The 20,450-nt window shown below is 62.9% G+C and carries 18 protein-coding genes; 8 read left to right on the top strand and 10 right to left on the bottom strand.

Annotated features, from left to right (window positions below):
• Window positions 1–174: 174 nt before the first annotated feature.
• Together ABZX86_RS24010 and ABZX86_RS24005 are read left to right on the top strand one after the other, a co-directional pair.
• Complete coding sequence (locus tag ABZX86_RS24010) at window positions 175–606, top strand: hypothetical protein (protein ID WP_355126909.1); 432 nt, start codon at window positions 175–177, stop codon at window positions 604–606.
• A 25-nt stretch (window positions 607–631) separates the two neighbouring features.
• Entirely contained in the window at window positions 632–949 is a 318-nt protein-coding gene (locus tag ABZX86_RS24005; RefSeq protein ID WP_355126908.1) for a hypothetical protein, read from the top strand.
• Window positions 950–1,177: 228 nt separating this feature from the next.
• Here ABZX86_RS24005 and ABZX86_RS24000 read toward each other — a convergent pair whose 3' ends face one another.
• From ABZX86_RS24000 to ABZX86_RS23990, 3 genes are read right to left on the bottom strand one after another with little or no spacing between them, the layout of a single operon-like run.
• Window positions 1,178–1,330 (bottom strand): hypothetical protein, encoded by a 153-nt coding sequence (locus ABZX86_RS24000; RefSeq protein ID WP_355126907.1) that lies wholly within the window; start codon window positions 1,328–1,330, stop codon window positions 1,178–1,180.
• Between the two features lie 24 nt (window positions 1,331–1,354).
• Window positions 1,355–1,480, bottom strand: a complete 126-nt coding sequence (locus ABZX86_RS23995; RefSeq protein ID WP_355126906.1) for a hypothetical protein — start codon at window positions 1,478–1,480, stop codon at window positions 1,355–1,357.
• 11 nt (window positions 1,481–1,491) lie between these two features.
• Window positions 1,492–1,932 (bottom strand): hypothetical protein, encoded by a 441-nt coding sequence (locus tag ABZX86_RS23990; RefSeq protein WP_355126905.1) that lies wholly within the window; start codon window positions 1,930–1,932, stop codon window positions 1,492–1,494.
• A 68-nt stretch (window positions 1,933–2,000) separates the two neighbouring features.
• Between ABZX86_RS23990 and ABZX86_RS23985 the strand changes: the two genes are divergently transcribed.
• The 3 genes from ABZX86_RS23985 (at window position 2,001) to ABZX86_RS23975 (ending at window position 3,986) form a co-directional block, all read left to right on the top strand.
• On the top strand, window positions 2,001–2,138 hold the full coding sequence (locus tag ABZX86_RS23985; protein WP_355126904.1) for a hypothetical protein: 138 nt from the start codon (window positions 2,001–2,003) through the stop codon (window positions 2,136–2,138).
• A 283-nt stretch (window positions 2,139–2,421) separates the two neighbouring features.
• The gene (locus tag ABZX86_RS23980; RefSeq protein WP_355126903.1) at window positions 2,422–2,949 is read left to right on the top strand and encodes a hypothetical protein; all 528 of its coding nucleotides are present in this window, start codon (window positions 2,422–2,424) and stop codon (window positions 2,947–2,949) included.
• A gap of 140 nt (window positions 2,950–3,089) precedes the next feature.
• Window positions 3,090–3,986: a hypothetical protein gene (locus ABZX86_RS23975; RefSeq protein WP_355126902.1), complete on the top strand. Its 897-nt coding sequence runs from the start codon at window positions 3,090–3,092 to the stop codon at window positions 3,984–3,986.
• A gap of 55 nt (window positions 3,987–4,041) precedes the next feature.
• Here ABZX86_RS23975 and ABZX86_RS23970 read toward each other — a convergent pair whose 3' ends face one another.
• Window positions 4,042–4,269, bottom strand: a complete 228-nt coding sequence (locus ABZX86_RS23970; RefSeq protein ID WP_355126901.1) for a hypothetical protein — start codon at window positions 4,267–4,269, stop codon at window positions 4,042–4,044.
• Between the two features lie 170 nt (window positions 4,270–4,439).
• Here ABZX86_RS23970 and ABZX86_RS23965 point away from each other — a divergent pair, with 170 nt between their 5' ends.
• Together ABZX86_RS23965 and ABZX86_RS23960 are read left to right on the top strand one after the other, a co-directional pair.
• Window positions 4,440–4,838: a hypothetical protein gene (locus ABZX86_RS23965; protein ID WP_355126900.1), complete on the top strand. Its 399-nt coding sequence runs from the start codon at window positions 4,440–4,442 to the stop codon at window positions 4,836–4,838.
• 1,223 nt (window positions 4,839–6,061) lie between these two features.
• Window positions 6,062–6,544 carry a hypothetical protein gene (locus tag ABZX86_RS23960; RefSeq protein WP_355126899.1) on the top strand — a complete coding sequence of 161 codons (483 nt, stop codon included), beginning with the start codon at window positions 6,062–6,064 and terminating at the stop codon, window positions 6,542–6,544.
• A 301-nt stretch (window positions 6,545–6,845) separates the two neighbouring features.
• On the opposite strand, the gene ABZX86_RS23955 is transcribed toward ABZX86_RS23960, so the two are convergent.
• Window positions 6,846–7,574, bottom strand: a complete 729-nt coding sequence (locus tag ABZX86_RS23955; protein WP_355126898.1) for a hypothetical protein — start codon at window positions 7,572–7,574, stop codon at window positions 6,846–6,848.
• Here ABZX86_RS23955 and ABZX86_RS23950 point away from each other — a divergent pair.
• Window positions 7,557–8,084 carry a hypothetical protein gene (locus ABZX86_RS23950; RefSeq protein WP_355126897.1) on the top strand — a complete coding sequence of 176 codons (528 nt, stop codon included), beginning with the start codon at window positions 7,557–7,559 and terminating at the stop codon, window positions 8,082–8,084. The two genes, ABZX86_RS23955 and ABZX86_RS23950, sit on opposite strands and share 18 nt — an antisense overlap.
• Here the strand turns inward: ABZX86_RS23950 and ABZX86_RS23945 are convergent.
• From ABZX86_RS23945 to ABZX86_RS23925, 5 genes are read right to left on the bottom strand one after another with little or no spacing between them, the layout of a single operon-like run.
• A complete protein-coding gene (locus ABZX86_RS23945) occupies window positions 8,079–9,149 on the bottom strand; it encodes a DUF6301 family protein (RefSeq protein ID WP_355126896.1) in 1,071 nt (356 codons plus the stop codon). The genes ABZX86_RS23950 and ABZX86_RS23945 overlap by 6 nt on opposite strands.
• Window positions 9,086–9,529 (bottom strand): hypothetical protein, encoded by a 444-nt coding sequence (locus ABZX86_RS23940; protein ID WP_355126895.1) that lies wholly within the window; start codon window positions 9,527–9,529, stop codon window positions 9,086–9,088. Before ABZX86_RS23940 ends, ABZX86_RS23945 begins: the two co-directional genes overlap by 64 nt.
• Window positions 9,526–10,017 carry a DUF6301 family protein gene (locus ABZX86_RS23935; RefSeq protein WP_355126894.1) on the bottom strand — a complete coding sequence of 164 codons (492 nt, stop codon included), beginning with the start codon at window positions 10,015–10,017 and terminating at the stop codon, window positions 9,526–9,528. The genes ABZX86_RS23940 and ABZX86_RS23935 overlap by 4 nt, the downstream gene beginning before the upstream one ends.
• A gap of 49 nt (window positions 10,018–10,066) precedes the next feature.
• Window positions 10,067–19,867: a toxin glutamine deamidase domain-containing protein gene (locus ABZX86_RS23930; RefSeq protein WP_355126893.1), complete on the bottom strand. Its 9,801-nt coding sequence runs from the start codon at window positions 19,865–19,867 to the stop codon at window positions 10,067–10,069.
• Window positions 19,868–19,889: 22 nt separating this feature from the next.
• Complete coding sequence (locus ABZX86_RS23925; protein WP_355126892.1) at window positions 19,890–20,408, bottom strand: YbaB/EbfC family nucleoid-associated protein; 519 nt, start codon at window positions 20,406–20,408, stop codon at window positions 19,890–19,892.
• Window positions 20,409–20,450 lie beyond the last annotated feature (42 nt).

Raw genomic sequence — 20,450 nt, 5'->3', positions numbered from 1 at the left:
AGACGCGTAGATGAGACGCGAAATGCGAACGGGACGAAATTCGGGGGGTGAGGGGAACGGTTCGGGCGTACGGTGAGTCAATAACCTGTTCGGGCAAACCTTAGCTACCGGCCTTGCGGGCCGCTAGCCGGCGCGAGGGGGCCACGATCGGCCCCGCTGGGAGGGCTTGACGCAATGAGCGGACAGCAGAGCACAGGGGCGCGGGTGACGGCCCGGCAGACCGCACGGGCGCGGGTGGCGGAGATCGAGGCAGCGCACCGCAAGGCAGAGGAGCTCACTACTGCCGATCTGACGGCGTTTCTCAAGGCCGCGGGGGCGGTGGAACGGGCGGCGGGTCGGCGCGATACGGCGATAGCGGCGGCGAACGAGACCTACACTGCGGCAACGGCGAAAGCTGAGCTGGAGCAGGCGGGTGCGCTGGCACGGATCAAAAGCCGCGGGACCGGTGAGGCAGAGTTGGCGGCGCTGGCCGGGCTCGACGTCGGGGAAGTGCGGCGACTACTACGCCTGGTCGCACCGCCGAAGAAGACCACACCGAAAGTGACCAAACCGCCGGCGGTGGCCGCGCCGATTCCGACGGCTGAGCCCGCGGCCGTACTGGAGTAATTCACCGCGGGGCAAGGGGGCATGGATGCTGGTCGGACTCGGGTTGCTGATACTCGCTGTCGGCGCGCTGGGCCTGGTGGCGGTGGCGGGCACGCTGGTGTGGTCGCGGCCGGGCCTGTTGAGCGGGTTCGGGGCGCTGGTGGTCCTGTCTCAGCTGTACCGGATCGCGTGGGGTTTGATCCTGTTCCCGTGGGTGCTGCGGCCGGCGCTGGAATGGTTGGTGGCCGGTCTCGTGCTGTGGCTGGCCGGGCATTGGCTGTATGCCGTGCGCTGGCACTGTTGGCGGTCGGGGCTGGCGGCGTGGGTGTTCCGGCTGCCGGTGCTACGGGTGCTGACTCCCTGACCTGGGCACGCAGAAAAGCCCCTGTTTGGGCCGGTCCGTAACCGGTCCAAACAGGGGCTTGTGTTGCCGCACGGCAAGCGGCGCTGATTGCCTGGGCACGTCGTTGTGCCTGCGGGGGCGGGGTGGATAGGCCGGGGGCTATCGCTCGGCCTTGTTGACGGTCTGGTGGATCGACTCGCCGGGGTCCCAGGAATGGAACCGGCGGTTACCGGTGTCGTCGCCGTACAGTCAGAATCCGTATTGCGAAATGTCCTCGAAGATTCGGCCGGTCCATTCGGCGACCCGTTCGCCGGTCATAGGGTGTGGTGCGTCGAATTCGCGCCGGATGTGCAGGCGGTCGCCGATCGCGAGGTCTGTCCAGTCGGGTCCGGTGTAGGGCATCGCGGTAGGTCCTTGCGGTCGGGATTAGCGGGTAGCGCGGTGGGTGAGGGTGACCAGGCGGGCGCGGACGGTGTGCAAGTCGCGGCGAGCGTCACCGGCGAGTTTCTCGATATCGGGGATCGGGGCGTAGGCGTCGGCCATTTGGGCCATACGGGTACCGATCACAGCGAAGTGGCGGCGGTAGGAGTCTTCGACGACTTGGCAGGCGCTGACCATGTCGTGATTGGGTTGCCGAGCGAGTAGACCTCGGACACCCAGATCATGATCCGGTCGGCGGACAGCAGCAGCGGTGCGAGCTTGTCGCCTAGCCCGCGGGCAAGGGCCACGACGGCTTGCGGGGTGGGTTGCTCGCCGCGTTGTTCCACGATGATGCGGATCATGACGAACACCGCTTTACACAGGTAGTCCGCGAAGTCGTCCGCGCGAACCAAGGTGAGAACCTCGGCGGCTTCCTCGTGAGTGAGATTGAGCAGCGCGGCAATGAAATTCCACTCGGGCGACATGCTCGCGTGAGTGCGGCGGTCAGCGGCCGCGGTGATCTCCCCGATTACCTCGGCGAGACCGGCTTCGCTAGGCCGGGCGGGGTGGGCGGTGCGGATCATCGGGTGAACCTCCTTCCGGGGTGGAATCCGTTGCGGCTTCGAGCCGTCGGGGCAATGGTCCGGGGCGATTGATCGGGCTCTCGCCCCCGCTGACCGGCCTGCCGATCGACCGGAAGGTGCCGGGCCTGAAGCTGCGCCCGGGCGAGAAGCAAGCCCCGCGGTGGGGCACCTGGCGCGAATACATCGACCGGGGTGTCGAAGCCTGACCTGGGTTCCCGGGACAACCCCGGCTCCGGTCGTGCGTCAGGGCCAATGTTGTTTTCGCACAATGGCTCCGACCTGGTGACCGAGAGTGCCGGCCGAAGTCTGGTCGGGTTCGCAGGCTGATCGGTTGTCTCGATGTTGTTGCCACACAATCGCTTCACCCCGCGGCTGCAATCTGCGCGAAACGATGCCGTGAAATGCCGCACGTTCATGAGGGCTGTTCGGAGTTCGAGGTCCTGGATTGAAAGACGTTGCAAAGCAGGCAGTTCCAGCTACCCTATCCAGGTGGAACAAGGGGGGAAAGACAATCGGCTTTGGCCGCCGTTGTTAATCGGAGCAACAGGCCTGGCTGTCATTTTCGCAACGCTGTTCTGGCCCTATTTGCTCGGCCATTGGGTGGCCGTACAGGTGCTCGACCACTCTGATCAGTCGGCCGACGCGAAGGCGATTGGGGTAACTTTTGAGCTTCCATGGGCGGTATTCCTACTGTGGTTGTTCCGTGCCAAAGATTCCCAGCACGCTTGGCAAGTCGGCGCGCTAGCAGTCGGCCTGACTCTGCTGGTTTCTGGAGGGATCACCCTTGGAAGCGGCGCAGAGGAAGCCAGGCCGGGGATCTGGATGATGGCCGGTGCGGTTCTTGCGTTCGCGCTCTCGATCGCGGCCTGGTCAGGTTTCGCCCACAAGGTTGCTGACTCGATTCGCAGCCCTAACGAGGATCAGCGGCAGTCAGAATCAATAGCTCTCTGGGTAGGTGCCTTAACGGTGACCGTGGCGATGGTGGTGTTGTTCCTCAATGCTGCATTGACGAGGTAATCGGTTAGTTGATGCCTTCCCCGTCGACTGCGTGTTTCAGCCTGCTGCGCAGCCACATTCGGGCGGGTAGGTCTCGGTGAGGTCCCCTGCTTTCTCGGAGGGCTCTGACTGTGGTCCGATGGAGCCGGAATGAGTCATTGGTGGCCCTGCTCGACAACTTTGGGTGCCGCTATCTCATCGTGCCGTCCGGCCGTACGGGGCAGGATGAGGCTATGAGCGGCGGAGTTCTCTATGACAGCTACTGCGGTGAGCCCGTTGCCTGGGCGCGATTCGGCGAGCCTGTCATCGGGCATGAGTGGACTGAACACGGTCAAGTAGCGATTACCGGGCGCCTGAGCCCGGCAGAAGCGATACGGAAGTACGGCCCGATCACAGAGGTGGTGCTTGGACGGAACGGCGGCTTCAAGTCGGTCACTTACGGTGCGAAGAAGTTCTTCTGCCGGTTCGTGGACCCACGGGGCACCGGGCTGTACGACGACGCTCTAGTCGTCGTATACGACCCAGCCCGGGAGCAATACGAGTGCCCGGTCTGTGAAGTTCCACCCGGTGCGCCATGCGTGAACGAGAAGGGGCAGCCTCGTGGGACGCATAGGAAGAGGTCTGAAGGGCGCGGTCGCTGGGAGATTGAGCGGGCACAGACAGAGATTGCGCAGGCGCTGGAAGCGGACCGGATCGCCCGTGAGGAAGCCCAAGCCGCCGAGCAGCGGAAACGCGAAATGGCTACGCCACCCGTCATCGGCGCAGTGCTAGAGATCAAGCGATGGAAGCCGGCCGAGCCCCCGGCATGGGAGCGGGTTCTCGATGTCCCCGAACGCGTTACCGTCGGTCGAACCTATGCCAACCAAACGGTTAAAGGAGCTACCGAGAGCGGCGTGCAGGTGTTCCTGGCACGTCTCGAGTACAACGGTGACTGGTACGAAATCTGTGGCCAGCCAACGTCGATGCGTTTGCCGTGCAGGAACGGCGGCGCTGGGGTGCGGTGCCAGGTTCGGCACAGGGCAGGACTGCACCTACGCGAAGACACGCCGTGGGGTTGAGCGCCAACTCCACGTAAGAACGTGGGAATGCGAAGCCTGGAAGGCCGTCGGAACCTCAGCTCGCAGCGATGGGCGTTTCGAGGTTTTCACCGGGTCCGCAATATTCGTCGCCCTCGCTTATGTGCCGGCTCGCTGCGATCAACACCCGCAGCTCAGCTTCACAGAATTGAAACGTTGTCCAGTAGCGGCCGGGCAGGAGGTGCGCACGGTAGCCGTTGGCGAAGAAACTCATCATCGGAATTCCGGCACCACCCGATTTGGTGTTCGTGAATCCGGGCCGCATCCGGCACCTTGGTCGGTGACTCGCCGAGCACTTCAGCACGCCAGCTACATGGGCGGTCGGCTCGGTCGGCAACAGGATTCGGCGCCGCCGAGCAGGTCGCCGCAGTACTCAGGACAGCCGGGTAGTTCTACGCATTTGCCGAGAGCCGTGTGGCCACGATGCTGGTATGCGTGACAACGACATCCGACACGGCTTCGAGCTCGCCAACCCGCCACCGACGAATTCCCGAGTGGGACAAGGGGATCGCGGTCCTGTGTCTTGCTCTGGCCTTCTTGGCCGCGGTCTTCTTGATGGGGTTGACCGGGATGTTCGTGATGGCGGGCGATTCGTGTGCGCCCGGCAGTCCTTGTATGGACGAGGTCGGCCGTGGCATCAATGTCTCTCTGCTGGGAATGGGCGCGGTTCTGGTGATCGGATTGGGCTGCGTGATCATTGCAGCGATCACCCGCACCCGGCTGGTCGTCTGGGCTCTGGCGACCCTGCTGCTGGTGCCGGTCCCTTGCTTCATCGGCAGCAATATCGCCAACCACGCCATGCACCTCAGCCGTACGGAGCCGTCGCTTCCCTGAGTGGACGACCCGCCGAGGATGCCCGCGCCCCAACCGCTACAGGGGGCGGACCGCATTCGGCTGGGCCGTCACCAGGATGACGCAAGGGTGGTGGTTCCGGATTTCTGACCGGCCGTGAGCTGGCGACTTCTGAGATTCGCGACCCGAGTGGTGCTCGTGTTCGTGATCGAAGCCAACTGCACGCCCGTAGTGTGCGGGGTGTGCTGATGTGGCTGATCGTCGGGGTTCTGGTACTGGTGGTGTGGTCCTTCGCCCGGTGGGCCCGTCGGGACTACAAGTTGGACCGGCCGTCGAGCCGTCGCCGGGTCGACACTACGGCTCGGACTTCGGCAATGACAGCGACTACGGTGACCACAGCGGAGTCGGCGCCGCGAGCCACCACTAGTCGTGGCGGGAGTGTCTGCGTGGTTTGCCTTCGCGGCGCGCCTGTTCGCAGGGCGAGGAGCCGGTTCCGGCGAGTACGGCGTCGATGTCGGCACGCGATCACGTTGCGAGTTCGGCTTCGTTCGAAACCTAGTTCCCGACTACTTCGTTCGAAATCTACGGTTGTCGCGGTGCGGCTTACTCGGGGCCCCCGCGGGCAAACGGGGGGTGTACGCCAGTGCCCCTGTCGACTATCTGCTCCGGTGTGAGCCGAGTGTCTGGAGCCAGACGTCGTGCTGGTCTTCGTCACCCTGGCCTTCGTACAGCCAGGTGACGAGTCGATGAGTTGGCTTCTGTCAGTTCCGCCATGCCTGCTGCTCAGCGGCTGTAGTGGAAGTCGGGGTCGAGTACTTCGGCGTGCTATCGCTGGGGTAACGACGGCGAGGTTGTCCCAATGGTGATCTCCCTTGGCCTGTGCATTTGGTTGCCTGGACTGAATTGATCGGCCAGTTCGGGTGATTGGCGCCTCTTGCCAGAACGCACGACGGCGGGTGGCGTGACGGCTGTTTCGGTAGGGGTGGGAGCGTTCATGTTGCGGTACTTGGAGATCGACGCTGCTGGCTCGGTTGAGCGGCATGCCGTGCTGGCTGGGTGTTGGGGGATCGCTTCCAACATCGGGCGGGAACCGGGACATGGCGCCGTCTGTGAATCTGCTGGGTCGGCGGTGCACAGCTAGGATCAGCGTGCAAGGTCATCGACAATGTGGGTGGGATTTGCTTCTTGTTTGGCCATGGCGGTTGCTCGTAGCCTTCGCAGGGACCGGCGCGGGCGGAGGCATCGGTGAACTGACCAATAGTCCCGTGCTTGCCATCCTCGTTGTTCTGGTGATTGTGGTCGGCGGGATCATCGTCGAAAATCGTGTCATTCGCCGCCCACGCCACACTGATTCAGTTGCGCCGCAGCCGTATTCGCGGGTACCGGCCGGTCAGTGGTCGTGGAGTTGGGTTGAGTTCAAAACCTACGATCCGCAGAATTACATGATGCAGGAGAACGTCGACGGCATCGGCATCACAACCTCGGACTGGGGCTTCGGCTCGGCAGAGGAAGCGCGTGCCGATCTGCAGTCATGGCTCGACGATATGGCGAAGGTATACGGTGGCGACCCCGATAGCCGTCTTCGCCAAGCAGTGTCGGAACCGAGCGGCCAGATCCTGCTGCTGGAGCCACCGCGAGGCTGGTGGGTCTACCCGGTTCCGCCCGAGCGGGTCCGGGATCCTGACAGCGTTGCGCGCGATCTCATTCGCGCCGAACGCAACCTTCGACTCCTCAGCCTCGTTTCGTGATGCTCGCAGGTTCGGTACTCACGTCCCCTTGAGATTGTCTGGCAGCGGCCAGTCGCAGCTATGGATTCTTCCCTGCGCGGGACACGAGCCTTACAACGTGTTTCCAATATTGGTGTAGTGGCGCTCCGGACACTTGCCGGGCGAACTCCTCCGCCCACATGTCGAACGTCCGGCGGTACAGCCGGGATACTTCCGTTCGCTCAACGGAATCGATGTCGAATATCGGGCCTTCGCTATGCAGGTATGTACTCGACGCTTCTCCGGTAGTGCTTCGCCCAAGGCTGGATGAGCGAAGCCGATTCTATCGGTTGTCCGTAGCGCGAGCATCCGTGAGCTGTTTCGGGGTGTATCGCCGCAGATAGTCTCGGAAGAAATCTGCTACCTCCTCCGGTATCGGACGGACGGCGGACAGTGAGTAGCCGGCCACGTATCCGGATCCTTTCGTTGCGCCCTTCCAGAACCTGTATTCCGGTGTGTGCGAGTCCAGTAGGTCCTGGTAGAGATCTTGGACGTCCAGAAAATCGAGAAGTTCGACCAGGCCCCATTGTGAGATGGAGTCGCCGGGGTTGTTCGGCAGAAAGGTGCGACGCCCGCCATTGTCGCCGCGAAGCGGTAGGCCTCCGCAGAGGGTCTGAACCTGATCGAAACTCAAGAAATGGATCGGCCCAGCTGTTTCCGCGAAAACCCATCGGTTGAACCGCGGGCTTTCGTAGATATCTCCACCAGAGAGCGCGCTGATCTGTTCGGTGAATCCGAGCCCGGTCCGTACCGTGTCGTGCAGTCGGCCATCGTCACCGCGGACCGTGAGCAGATGATCGTCCCGGCATACCCAGTTCAGCAGTTCTGTGCGGAATTGGTCACGGAGCTCGAACGCACGAACGCAGGACAGGTGGTAGGACCCGTGAAAATAGGTGGTGTCGTCGTCCCACGGGGCCAGGATGCGGTGATACGGCTGGAGTGACTCGGCCCACCCTTCCACTTCGAGTACATACCGTCCGCAGAATTGGCAGGCGTGGGGCTCGTCGAACATACGCGCATCCTACAACCGGCCGGATTCGCTTGGGCCCCAGCGCTGATAGGGTCGGCAGACGTCAGCGTGGCCCGCCGACCGGATGCGCGTGGCAGCACAGGAGAGCACGAGGAGTGTGACGTGTTGTATTACCAGGCCGTGTGCCATGGCGAATTCGGAAAGACGCCGCCGTTCACCCTGTTCGTCACCACCGATCGGTCGGAAGACGCTTTGGTATGGAACCAGGGTATTCAGATGTGGCAGTACGACCCAGCCCGCGTCGTGCGGTTCACTGCCGACTACAACAACGACGACCGTTATGAGGCGGTCGATCGTGTCACTGCCGAGAAGTTCGCCCGACAACTGGCTGTCGATGGTTCTCCGGTCAGCGAATTGCCGAGCGAGGACTGGATCGAATGGTTCTTCGCGTGGAAGGGTGACCCGCCCGACCACGAGGACGTCTCGTGGAACGACGACCTCCATGTCCGGGAACTCCAGAAAAGGGCTGCGCGCGACGACCCGGATTCATAGTGGTTGCCCAGCCTCGCGCAATACCAGGCGCACCGTGCCTGCGGAGCAGAGCAGGGAGAGAGTGCCGAGCGGTGCCGCCCAACACATCTCGGTGTCCTCCTCGGGGTCGATCTGAACGGGCAGTCCGAGGACATCGATGAGTGCGCGAGCCATACGCCCGTACGCTTCGTACAAGGCGTCGCGCCCGGCGTCGGTGTCGTCGGCGTATGTGGTCAGCGCCACATCGAGGGAGTAGGCGGCGGTGCCGAGTCCGTGAACGAAGCTGTCGGCGGTCCCCAGGGCGGTGTCCAGCGTGACGAGGCCCGGCTCGAGATCTGTAATGCCCCAGCCGAATACCGCGCCCAATCCCAGTATGTCGTTCATCCGCCAGGTCCAGACGAGGGCGCACATCACCTTCGCGAGGTGGACGACCTCGGTGTCGGTAAGGGTGAACCATCCGGGCTCGGCTGGTCGTCGCGGCGGGATCGGCAGCCGGATCTCGAAATCGGTGAAGTCGGCGATCGCGGTCGTGCCGGGGATATCTTTCACGGGTTCAGCGCCCAGGGATCCTCGGACCCGAAGTTTCGGCCGGTCCGAATTTTGACTCGCTTCGTTCTGCTCCGCTTGCTCAGGAGCTGCATCGTGTACGGGCTCTCTGATCGCTACGATCTTCAATCTTGCTGTGCGGGTACTTATTTCGGCCAGGCAGCGCCACGGTTCGATATCACTGTTGGGGAGGGCGTCGATGGTGAGCGTCCACTCTTCGGTACCCGTGCGTAGCAGGCGCATATCCATCGCCACCACTCTGGAATAGCGTCGGTGGTATTCAATCCGTTGCCCCAGTACGATATTCGCCGGATCCTTCGATACGCCCGGCGTGGTGAGTGTGAGGTTGCCTCGCAGTTGGTCGAGCTGCTCGGCGTCGAGTTCCCCACGCAGGTTCAGTTCCAGGCGTCGTTTCAGCAGCCGCCGGCTCTCCGCGGCTGGCTCCGGATCATCCTGGTGCGGTGAGTATTCGGTGTTCATTGCTTCGCGATCCCCAACAGGGGAAGGTCCAGAGGCTGGTTGTTGGCGCTCGAATTCCATGCTTGGTACACCAACCGGTCGGGTCCAAGCACGTGGAACGCGTCTCGCAGACCGACTACCACCATTGCGGCCAGTTCCCGATAGATCGCCGACCGTACAGGCCAAGGCAACTCGAACCACCAGTTGATGTCGTTATCACCGCCGGGCGCGTGCCAGCCCGCGCCGAGCACAAGTCGGTTCCCGGGTGCGTCGGGTCCAGCTGCCGGATCCAGATCGGCGTAGGCACCGAGTTCGGCGTGCAGTTTGTCCTGGGTCTGGGCGAACTGTGCGAAACCAGCCTGGGTGTCGGGTGCATCGGTATCGATGGTCACCAGGGCTCCGGCGGGGAGTGTGGCCAGTTCCTCGGCCAGGCCATCGGTGAACTCGTCCCAGGTGGTCACAACAGCCCCTGTTCGTCCATCTCGGTGATCTGGTCCTCGGTAGCCAGTAGTGCGTTGGTCATCAGGAAGAGTGAGACGCTGCTGGTGAACTGCCACAGTCGTACGGTGGTTTCGGCTCCGGCCCAGCGGATCTCGGCCTCTTTGCCGGGCTCGCGGAGGGTCGGTGAGCCGAGCGCACCGGTGATCGCGACCGCCATGTCCGTGAAAGCGTCACGAACCCGCGCCCGTCCAGCCGAATCGTCGTCCGCGAAATCGGTGACTTGCACCCGGATTCGGCCGAGGCGCTCGGACCCTCCTGAGACGTCGCCGCTGGCCATTCCGAATCCGGTGTCCAGCCTGGCGGAGGACGGACCGATTCTTTCTACGGTCCAGCCGAATTCGGTGGCCAATGCCGGTACATCCGTGAGCAGCCAAGACCACTCCAAAGATCGCAACCGGGCGGCGAGGTTAGCTACTTCAGGCGCAGTCAGTGAACGCCATTCGGTCATTTATTCACCCTAGTCCAATCCTGAAACGTGTCGGCTGGGCGGTCGCCCATCAAAGGAGTCTGCGTGAGCGGTCGCGTGACCGTTCGCGCGCGGCCGCTTCGAGCTGCCGCGCCCGGACCACTTGCGCCGCTTCGGTTTGTCGATCCCGAACCGCTGCTTCGGCCTCGCGGGCCTGGCCGACACTCAATGCGTAATTGATCTGTACCTGCTCCAGCGTCCGCCCGTGCTCCAATTCCTGCGCGGCCTGTGCCAGGCGTCGAGCCTCCGAGTCGTATGGGACTTCGATTGTGCGCCCATCCTGCTGGTAAACGAGCGCCCTATTCGCGGCGTTGAGTTCGACCGGCAGGTTCTCGCGGCAGAGCTGGTAGGTCCGCGCATCGAATTTTTCCACCGCTCGCCCCGGGATATGCATCCCACTGTCGGGTCCGAACATGCGATTGTGCTCTTGCCGCTGTAGCTCTCGACTGAGCACATCCAGCGTCTGTCCGGCGTCGCGGCGATGTTCGACTTCTAGTGCCCTGGCGACCTGTTGTGTCTGATGGTCACCGAGTTGCAGTCGTTCGAGCGTCTGTGCCTCACGAGCGCGTTCCTGTTCCAGGACGCGATGAAGCGCATCGTGTACTTCCCGGATCGGCACCGGGCTGGGTTCGGTACCGTTCAGGTAGTCGCGCTCCAGCTCACGCACCTGTTCGACGGACCTGGCTCGTACGTCCTGTTCCTGCGAACGCGCGTCACGCGTCTGCTCGCTTGCCTGCCGGACGATCTCCCTCGCGAAGGCTTCTTCTGCCCGCTCGAGAGTCCGGCTGCGGTCGGCCTCCAGAGCTTGCCTGACGGCACGGGCGTGGCTTTCGTCCAATCCCATCCGCTCGAGCGCGTGCGCGTCACGCCCGCGCTCCTGCTCGTTCACCTGTCGTACGGAGTCGTAGGCGTCGCAGAGCTCCCGCAGCTGCGGGAGCTTCTCGGGCGGTGCGCCCGGCTCGATCGCCCGAACGAGATTCAGATTGTGCTGGACGAAGATCGCACGGTCCTTCGAGGGTACTTCTCTGGCATCGATCGTCTGCGCGATCGCCCGGTTGACCAGTTCGCGTTCGAGGATATTGATCTGGGCGATGAGCGCGTGGTTCCGCAATTCCGAGTCCAGGCCCACCAACTGTTTGATCACTTCGGCATCACGACCCAGGTCGAGTTCGCGGAGCCCGGCCAGCCGACTGTCGCTTTCGAGCTGTATTGCCTTCGCTGCGGCATCGTTGGCATCGACGAGGCTTTTGCTCACCTGTGTAGGCGAGTCGTGGTCATCCATCGCTCGCACAATATTGGTCAATGCCTCGTGGGTGAGGATGATCTGTTGTGCCGCAGCGAAGCTTCTGTTCTCGTCGGCTATATCAAGCGTAAGTTGTATGATTTCCCGCTGCTCAGGTGTAAAAGTTGCGAGAATCTGCTCACGTTCTTTTTCGATGACTCGGACCAGTTCCAGTTCTCGCTGTTTTGCGAGCTCCAGGAGGGGGGTGCGGACACGTTCGATTCCAGCAATATTATCGATGGTCATCGCTATGCCGTCACGTTCGAGGATGTACTCGGTCACCGTGACGCGGCCATTGATATCGACGTGCACTTTTTCGCACTTGTATACGAGGGTGCCGTTCTGGAAGGCACGCATCATCTCGTCGCGAGCTTCGAGAACTCTCTGTACGCGAGGTTCGTTCGGGTCGATGCCGCGTGCGCGCAACGTTTCTGGTGTTTCCGCCAGCAGCAGAGCCAGGTTCTTCTCTTCCATCATTGTTCGGGCGTAATACTCTGAAGAGCACTGTTCCGCACGCCCCACGGGGGTATCCGCATCTCCAAGTTCGGACCCGAGGCCCTTGGCCTCGAGCGCCTTGAAGGTTGGAGGCTGACCTTCGGATTCCCGTAGAAACACCGGGATATCGAAAGTGTCTCTGCCGTCTATCGCGCGACCGAGGGGGGCCAGCACAACGGCGTTGGGATGTTGCGCGGGATCGTTGGCGTATGCGAGTGTGGCAATCTCCCCCATGGTTTTGGAAGTATTATTCATTTCCGTGCCGATGGTGTGATATTTATCGGCATTGTCGCGCATTTCATCCAGTCGATCTAGTTTCGCTTTTTTGTCCGCGCTGCTGATATTCTCCTTCTTGATATTCCCCGTGAGCTCGGCCACCTTTTTTGTGAGTTTCTTTGCGGACAGCTCATTGATATGATTGATCCCGAATTCGGGGAAATGTACGCGAGCGGCTGCTCCGGCGGGATCGCGATCCGCTTGCTGATCTATTCGCGCGATGGATTTATCGTCGAGGGCTTTGGCTGAAGTCGTCTCGGTAACCTGGTACGACGTTTCTTTGCCCTTCTGTGCCTTATAGAGGGGAGCGCCACTGTGATCGACATTTTGGTCCTTGGCGAACTGGCTGGGCTTTGATACATCGCGGAGATTGTAGCCCTCGTCCCGATAGGTCCCGGCCCTATCGTTTTTCTCATGCAGATGCCCGTCCTTGGCGGAGCGCCAGTGGTCCGGCTTGTCATTCTCCTTGAACAGCAACCCGTCACGGCCCAGCTGCAGGCCCTTCGCAGCTGCCTCGGCCGGCAGTTTTTCGTACCGTTCCGGGACCGCGGGGATCGGCTTGGCGGATTCACCGGGAAGCCGATATGCGTCTGCAGCTCTTTCCTGATGTGGCCTGGTTGGGAATTCCACGGCCGCATTACGAAAGGCCTGAGCTGCGGGCGTGATGCGGTCGGGACCGGCCGCCTCGGCGTCGCGCTGTGCGTGGCGGACGTCCCAGTAAGGCCCAGCCCCAGGATGATTCCCAGGTTCGTGTCGGTACGGCAGTCCGTCCGGTCCTCGGGCATGCCGTGCCATCTCCCGCGTCGGTGCAGTGCCGTCGGACGGTTTCGCCGCTGCGAGGTCGCGGACCGGGACCACCCGGCCCTGGCTGTCGATGGGGCCGCCTTCGTGGTGGGTTCCGGCGGGCAGCACTCCGGAGTCGTCGAAAAACCGGACCTGTCCGTCACTGCTGACCACGGCCTCGATATACGGTGTGACCTTGTGCAGTACATCGAGCCGCATACTGTCGCCGGTCGCTGCGGCGGTGCTGATCTCGTGCTCGGAGGCTGGTCCCGGGAGGCGTTCCTCGGGATGGGTGTGGACGGTGAATTCGTACTCACCCCTGAGGGATTCGGGAATGGTGATGATTGATTCCGCGCCGCGCAGGAGTCGCAGTTCGCCGGCGGCGTTCTGCACGACCGCGTGCTCGACACCGGTATAGCGCTGCAGTTCGGCGAGGTGCGTTGTACTCACTTCGCCGGGCTCGACTCCGATATGATCCACCGTCGACAGCTCGAGCACGAACTGCTGCGCTTCGCGGGAAAGCTCCTCCAGCGCAATCGATCCCTTGGTCGCGAACTCGTGCGGGAGGAGCGGCTGGTCGGCCTCTGGGGTGTTCGCCACTTCGTGTGGACTGGATTCATAATTCGGTAGCATCTTGCGCAGATCCAGCCCGAACTGTTCGGTGACCCAGCTCAGACCACGGTTGTTCTCCGCCAGCCAGCTGTGGTATCCCTGCCACGGTGCTGGGTTCTTGCCTGTCCACTTGTTCAAGCTGGTGTCGACCGCTGGCCAGCGGTCACTGATACCCGGCGGAATCTCGTGCGCGAGACCGAGTTCGCTGTTGATGCGCAAGGTATCCAGGAACGCGTGAATCCGGCGTTCAATGGGTTCATCTCCCCGCCGGAAGATCTCGTATGGCTCATGCGTCAGCTTGTTCGCCCGCCACGCCGTATCGGTCGGGAACTGAACTTCGAACTCCCTGCCGACCGGCGATCGCAGTGTCGAGTTCAGACCGTAGTAGCGGTTGCCCTCCAGCCAGAAGTTCTTGACATCCACGACCTCGTATCCCTGACCGCGCAGCCGTTCGAATGTCGCCTCGAGCGCGGGCAAGTAGCCTTCACCCGCGGGTAGTCGGGCGGAGAACCTGATCAGATCGTTGACCCGGTCGATGAACTGATCGACGCTCTCCCCGTGTTCGCGCTCGGTGTAGTACTTGCGCTCCAGGGACTCCTCGGACTTCACCCGGTGCTCTTCGCCGCGTAGCTCCAGCGGGTTGTGCGCGGTGCCGAGGTCCGTTGTCACCTGGTCGGTTGCGGCACGGAGATCGTCCAGAATCAGGTCCGCTTCGGGCCGCGCGTTCTCGACTGCGGCCGCGATGTACTCCTTGTCCGCTGCTGGCAGTTGGACATCGACCTTTTCGGCGGGCTTGGCTGCGTATACGGGTGCGTGCCCGGAACCGGTCAGGTCGCTCGGGAAGGGATTTCGTGGATCGGCCATCCGGAACTGTGCGAATTCACCCCAGGTTTCCGGGATCTGACCGCGGCGATAGAGGACTACCCCTTGATCTCCACCCGCGCGCAGGGTGCCGTCGGCAAGCTGCCGAATATCGACAGCGAGCGCGTACCGTCCACCTCGGGTGGCATCCCACTCGTGCGGCCAGTCCGCCAGACGTTCGGACGGCGCGTGTATCGCGGTAGGCACCTGCTCGAACCCCGCCATTCGTGTGGCGGTGAGCCGTCGATTGTCCAGGCTGACGATTCGGCCGTCGTCCAACACCACCGCGTGTAATGGCCCGCCGCGCCAGCCTTTTTCGGCCATGCTCGCGGCTAGGTCGGTGAGCAGCACACCGGTCGAGGTCATTCGGCTCACAGTGCGCTGGGTGAACCGCACCTCCTCGGTCGGCACCATTTCCGTGATCGGCAAGGATTGCTCGATCCGGGCCAATTCGGTTGTGGGGAGCGGATTTTCCTCGTGCTGACCCAAATCGGCGAGCTCGGCCTGGGGATGACCGTGTTTGCCGGGTTCTCGGGTCGGGAGTTCAGCGGGGGGCGTCCGCTGCGGTCCCGATCCGGTGGGTTCGACCGACTGCGCTCCGGCGTCTGGCGGTGATGCGGTCGTCTTGTGGTCGGTGGAGAGGGTGAAGGGCTTCTCGTCTGGTGACGGGGCACCCGATTCCACTGCGGCAAGTGAGGTCTCGTGCGGCGCGGGCTCCGGCGCCGGATCTACGGCCTGCTCTGGAGCCGAAGGCGCGTGGAGGCTCGGCTCGACGGCGTCTCCCAGACTGAACGGGATGTAGTAGTCGTCGGTTGTTTTCTGCTCGGAATCGGCTAGTGGTCCTCGTTCGTCTCCTGGCGAATCCGTTCGGTCTCCGCTTCGCCCCAGGCTTGCCAGATCTTGGTCTGCTCCTCGGTTGCCGGTGGGCGTCCGGTCGCTTCCAATTCCGCTGTGTGCTGACGGATTTGGTTGGCCCTGGCCTGGTCCTCGGGAGACAGAGGCTGGCGTCTGGCCGTCACTTTCTGTGCGATGCGGGCTAACTCCTCCGGTGTCATCATGTTCCCTTCCGAGGTCGAGCAGTTCGATGTAGAACTTGGGGTTTCCGTAACGGTCGGCACCGACGTACTGGTCTTTGACCAGGAAGTGGTTGCCGGGTGGGAAGACGACTTCCTCTTGGGCGGGGGTGGTCCACGAGATGTCTTTGCCGTACCGCGAGTCGATGATGAGCTCGACGTTTCCGCCCGGCATCGAGGTGGATTTGTCGGAGGAGGCGAATCCGTGGTCTGGCACGACCTTGCCCTGCTGGTAGGCGTCCAGTAAACGTTCTAGGGCTACGGGATCGCCGAGATGCAGTGACCGGTAGACAATGCCCTGGTGGTCGGGCAGTTTGTTGTATGCCGAGACCAGCGTGCGGATTTCGGGGTCGTAGGTTTCGAGAGCGGTGAGGTCGCCCCATCGGGTGGCGTTGTTCACTGCCTCGTTCAGGTCCATGAACTGGTTACGCCTGATGGCGTGGAGCTCGGCGTCGGTCAGTCCGGCAATCGCCGGGTGTCGTTCCGATTCCTCGGCTCGGATCGTGTGGACCTCACGCCAGCCGTGCTCGTATTTGCTTACGTAGCGGCGTTCTGCCTGCGGGTCGATGAAGTCGGGGTTGGCGTAGTACGGCTTGTCCTCGACGGGGTGGTTGCTCGGAACCTGGCCCGGGGTGGGACTCCCCACGGACTGGCTGTGAGAGCCTTCCAAGTTTGGTGCTTGATGTGTAGGCGCACTATCGCGGAATGGTGTTGGTGGCGAGGGCTTTTCGTCTAGTACTCGAACGTCCCGGTTTCCGGCCAGATTTCGTTCGTCCGGTTCGCGTAGGCCCAGGCCTTCGCGCGCCTGCATGGCTCCGGGATTCCGAGCAGGTTCGTTCGGGACCGCAGGGTGCTCTTGTCGATGATCAGTTGATGTTCCATGTTCGGTTCCGGTGGCGTGGTCAGGGATTCGGCGGTCACCCGGTACTCGATCTCGGTCTGGTCCTCCCTGACCCGCTGGATCGTCACTGTCCAGCGATGGGGATAGATCTGATGGCCTGGTATCGGTTGTCGGGTCCGTATCGCTTCGTCGTACTGCTGCCCGATCATCTCCATCGACAGGCTCGAGTGGACTGTCACCACTCCGGTCTGGGCGTTCACCACGAAGTTCGCCTGGCCCGGCTCCGGTGGCATGGTCGGGCTCCGAGGTTCGGTCTCCGTGGGTTTCGGGTGGCAGATCCAGCCGTACTCGCTCTGCTGGATGATGAATTCCTGATCCGGACGAAAGATCTGGGCCAGGTATTGCTCCACTTGCTGCTGAGTTCGGTACTGCTCCGGCACCGGTGATACCTCCATTGGGTTCGTTCGGATCGAGCGCACGGAACCATAGTCCCGTCGAGCCATGGGTAAGACTGACGGGCGGTGTTTCGGAGATCGTCCGCTGCTGAGGGTCCCACCAAAGCGGGCCCTTCGCGCCCTTCGGGTAGACGACCACAGTGGCGTGAGCGCCGGGGCCGTTCCATTTGTTGATCACGAGGGCGGAGGACATCTCACCCAATTGAGAGAGATGGTCGTGCAGCCATGCGAACTGCTGGGGGACGTCCGGGGGGTTGATCTGCCCGGCCCAGGTACTGAAACCGCCTCCGAGCCAGTCGAGTGCACGCTCGTTACCCAGCTGTTCCGGGCCCCACTGGTCGATCGTGCCGTCGGGAAGCACGTCGGGCCAACGGGGGTGGGCGACCTGGGGATCACCGTGGAACGAAGACAGCGCCGCGAGGCTGTTGTCCAGGCAGTTGTTGCCGCGACCGTCGTTATGGGGCCCGCCGTCGTTGACGAGGTCGCCGTATGGGTTGGTGCGGGGGTCCGCGCCGACGAGGAAGCCGTTGCCGTCGCGGAGTGCGTCTTCGACAGCCCACTGGTGTGTAGGCGTTTCCAAATCATCCAGGCGATGTTCAGCGATGACTCGTGTTCGGGGTAGCCCGGCTATCTGGTTATCGGTGTTGGCGGTCGCGATGTCATTGCTGAGCTGACGGACGTCGATATGGTCGAGTTCTTGTTTGCTCGGGTCGGTTGATAGGCCGAGGTGTTCGCGCAGTTGCCGGGCGAGCGTGTCCGGGTGGGTGTCGCGGGTCCAGGTGCGCGGGTCTGAAATATGTTGGGGGTCACCGACGGTGGCGCGGAGGTGCGCTTCGGCGAGATTGTCGGTGAGTTCGATATGGATCTGTAGGTGGTCACCGCTCAGAAGGCGTTGGCCGGTGTTGAAGGTGCTGTCGACCGTGGCGTGGAGCTGGTCGAGGATTCGGGCGAGGTGATCATTTGGGAGATGGTCGACACCGTCGAGGTGCAGGCGGATGGTGAGGCTGTGGACGAAGTTGTCGGGTCCGTAGCTGAACCGCCGCGTTTCGTATGCCGGTGCGGGAGAGCCCGATGGGGCCTCACGAGGTGTGACCGGAGTGGCGTCGGCGGCTTCGATGTTTTGGTTTCGGTAAAAGTCCTGCAAGTCTGCGCGGATCTTGGCCTGTGCCGGATCGGGTTCGACGCCGGTGATGTGGTCGATGCGGCGCCGGAATTCGAGTGGGTTTTCTTTGCCGGCCTGCGGGGGTGTGGTCGGAACCAGCTCTGATCCAGTGGGGGAGGGCGGGCTGTCGGCAGCCGGGTTCGCGTCTTGGTTTGGTACCGCAGGTTGGTGATCGCCGGTCCGCAAGTTCGCGTCTCCGGCGAGCGGGCGTTGCGGTTCGGGCAGACGCTGCGGTTGAGCGGCTGCGTCGGGGGTGTCGGTGCCGATTCTTCGCGGGGTTAATTCAGAAGGGGCTGGTCGTATTTCGGTTTCGGGGCCCGCAGTGACGGTCCGGGGCGGGGATACCTGGCTTGCCGGTGCGGCCTTGTCTTGGTTTCCCGCAGCGACATTCGTGGCGTTGTCGGGGGAAGCCGTGCTCGCGACGATGCGCGCCGGACTGTCCGCAGTCGACTGCCGGTTTAGCGCCGGATCCCGGAGCGCGGATGGGTCACCTGCACGGTCAGGCGCAATTCCCGGGCGCGCAGTATAATCGGTGGCTGGCCGGGTCGGAACGTCGGCAGGTCTGACACTGCCGGGGGCTCCGGCGCGCTGTTCCGGCGGACTGGCCGGCGTGTGCGAGTTCGTAGTCCCAGCATCAGGGTGGACGACGCTTCCGTCACCGCCTTCGACGGTGATCTTCTGCCACTCGCTGTGCAAGTCCTCCAGCCGGGCTACATGCTGATCGCTGTAACCGCCGAGTGTTTTTGACTCACTATTGATTTTGGACAGCTGTTCGTTGATTTGCGCGCTGTGGGATCGGATGTCGGCCTGAGCAGCGTTCCCGTCTAGGACGTCCGAGTGGAGTTGGCGTTGCAGGCCACGGTAGAGCGATCTTCCGTTCGCATTGCTATCCGGGGTGACGACGTGATTGTGCAGCGGATCAGTGCCGATCCGGTTGCCCGCTGTGGTAGCGCTGGGTCCCTCGCCGATAGGCGCAGCGTGGCCGTTTCGAATCCCGTGTCGTAGACCGCCTGCGCCGCCGAGTGCTGCGCCGCCGAGCAGGAGTTGGGGGCTGAACGACCAGTCGATGCGCTTGCTGTTTTTGAAGTGGTCGTAGATTTGATTTCCGAGGCCGCCGCCGTACATGCCGACGCCACCGGCCATGCCGCCGAGGCCTCCGGAAATCAACCCGCCGAGGCGCGGCGACAATCCGCGTTTGCCCAGCATGTCGGCGATTTTGATGTGCGCCGGTCCGCCGATGAGTCCGCCGATGCCCCATTCGATCGAGGTTTGGAAGGTCTTCTTCAGGTCGAACCCGTCGTCGAGATGGCCTTCCCCGAGCTGGATGGCTTGGACGCCGGCGTCGGAGGCGGCTCCTAGCCCGGCCATGATGGCCCCGCCCTTGAGGGTATTCGCGAGCAAGCTCGCGGGCGCCTTTGTGACGGCCCGCTCGGCGAGCGGGATGGCGATTTCTTTGGTCACTGCTTTGGCCAGCGTTCGTGTCGCGGCTCGCGCGGTGATCGCCTCGATGCGCTCCATCATCGTGCGTGCGAACGCGGCCAACACCTCACGGGAAACCGCCAGGTATGCCGGCACCGCCAGCGAACCTGCAAGACTGGCCAACAATTGCCCAACGGCGACGAGGGTGAGGAGAGCGAAGATCTCGGCCTGGATCTTGGTGTACTCGATTTCGGCGGCGGTGGCGCGGGCGTCGTGGCCGAGCTGGTTCAGACTGTTGACCAGTGCCGGTAAGGAAGTGTCCGAGCTGTCGAAATACCCGGCGAAGTCTTTCAGGATCGCGTCAGCGCCTTCACCGGTGTAGTACTGGGAAAAACCGCCGGTGACCTGCTTCAGGTCGGTCTCGAGGTTTCCGAGCTCGGTCGCCGCCTGCTTCCAGGCATCACCCAGCGCGAACAGCTCGTCCTGATCGCCCTTTGGATAGGCCGAAAAGAAGTTGAGTGCTGCCATCAACGAGTTGGGAAGTTGATCCCCGACCGTCGTCCATCCCGACACGAATAATCCCGGACCGCTTCACTCACCACTCTGGAGCGGCGATGCTGGACCGCTCCCGAATCGTCGGATCATGCTCGAACTCTTCGATATCGGTGAACTGCACCGCGGGGTCGGGTTCGACTGCCTTTCGATCCGGGGATCCCGGCGGTGTCAGCGATGCCTCGGGCGGCGTGGGGATCATGGACTGAATGTCGGGCATCATCGGGAAGAGTTCGGACACTGGCGGGACTTGGGCCTGTTTCTGCTGCGCAGCGGTGATGATCTGCTGAGCCTGCTGTTGCACCTGCCGGGCGGCGTCCTGTGTCGCGGCGGTGACAGCGGCGGCGATCTCGGAATAGGTCAGATCTTCGATGTCACCGGAGAATTCGGTCTTGATCACCACACCGTCCGCATTGACGGTGATCGTGATGCGCCGCCCGCCAGCATGGGCGGTCGCGGTCAGCCGAGATCGGTCCTGTTGTGCGCGAGCGATCGAGGCGAAGCTTCCCTGGACCAATTCCTTCAGCTCGGCTAGTCGCGCTTTCTCTGCCTCATTCGCCATGCTCTACTGCCCTGTCCCCACTCTTCGAACGGTCTGGAAGCC

This window comes from Nocardia sp. NPDC006630 (assembly GCF_040611495.1).
Classification (GTDB): Bacteria; Actinomycetota; Actinomycetes; order Mycobacteriales; family Mycobacteriaceae; genus Nocardia.
This window is presented reverse-complemented; position numbering and strand designations above follow the sequence as displayed.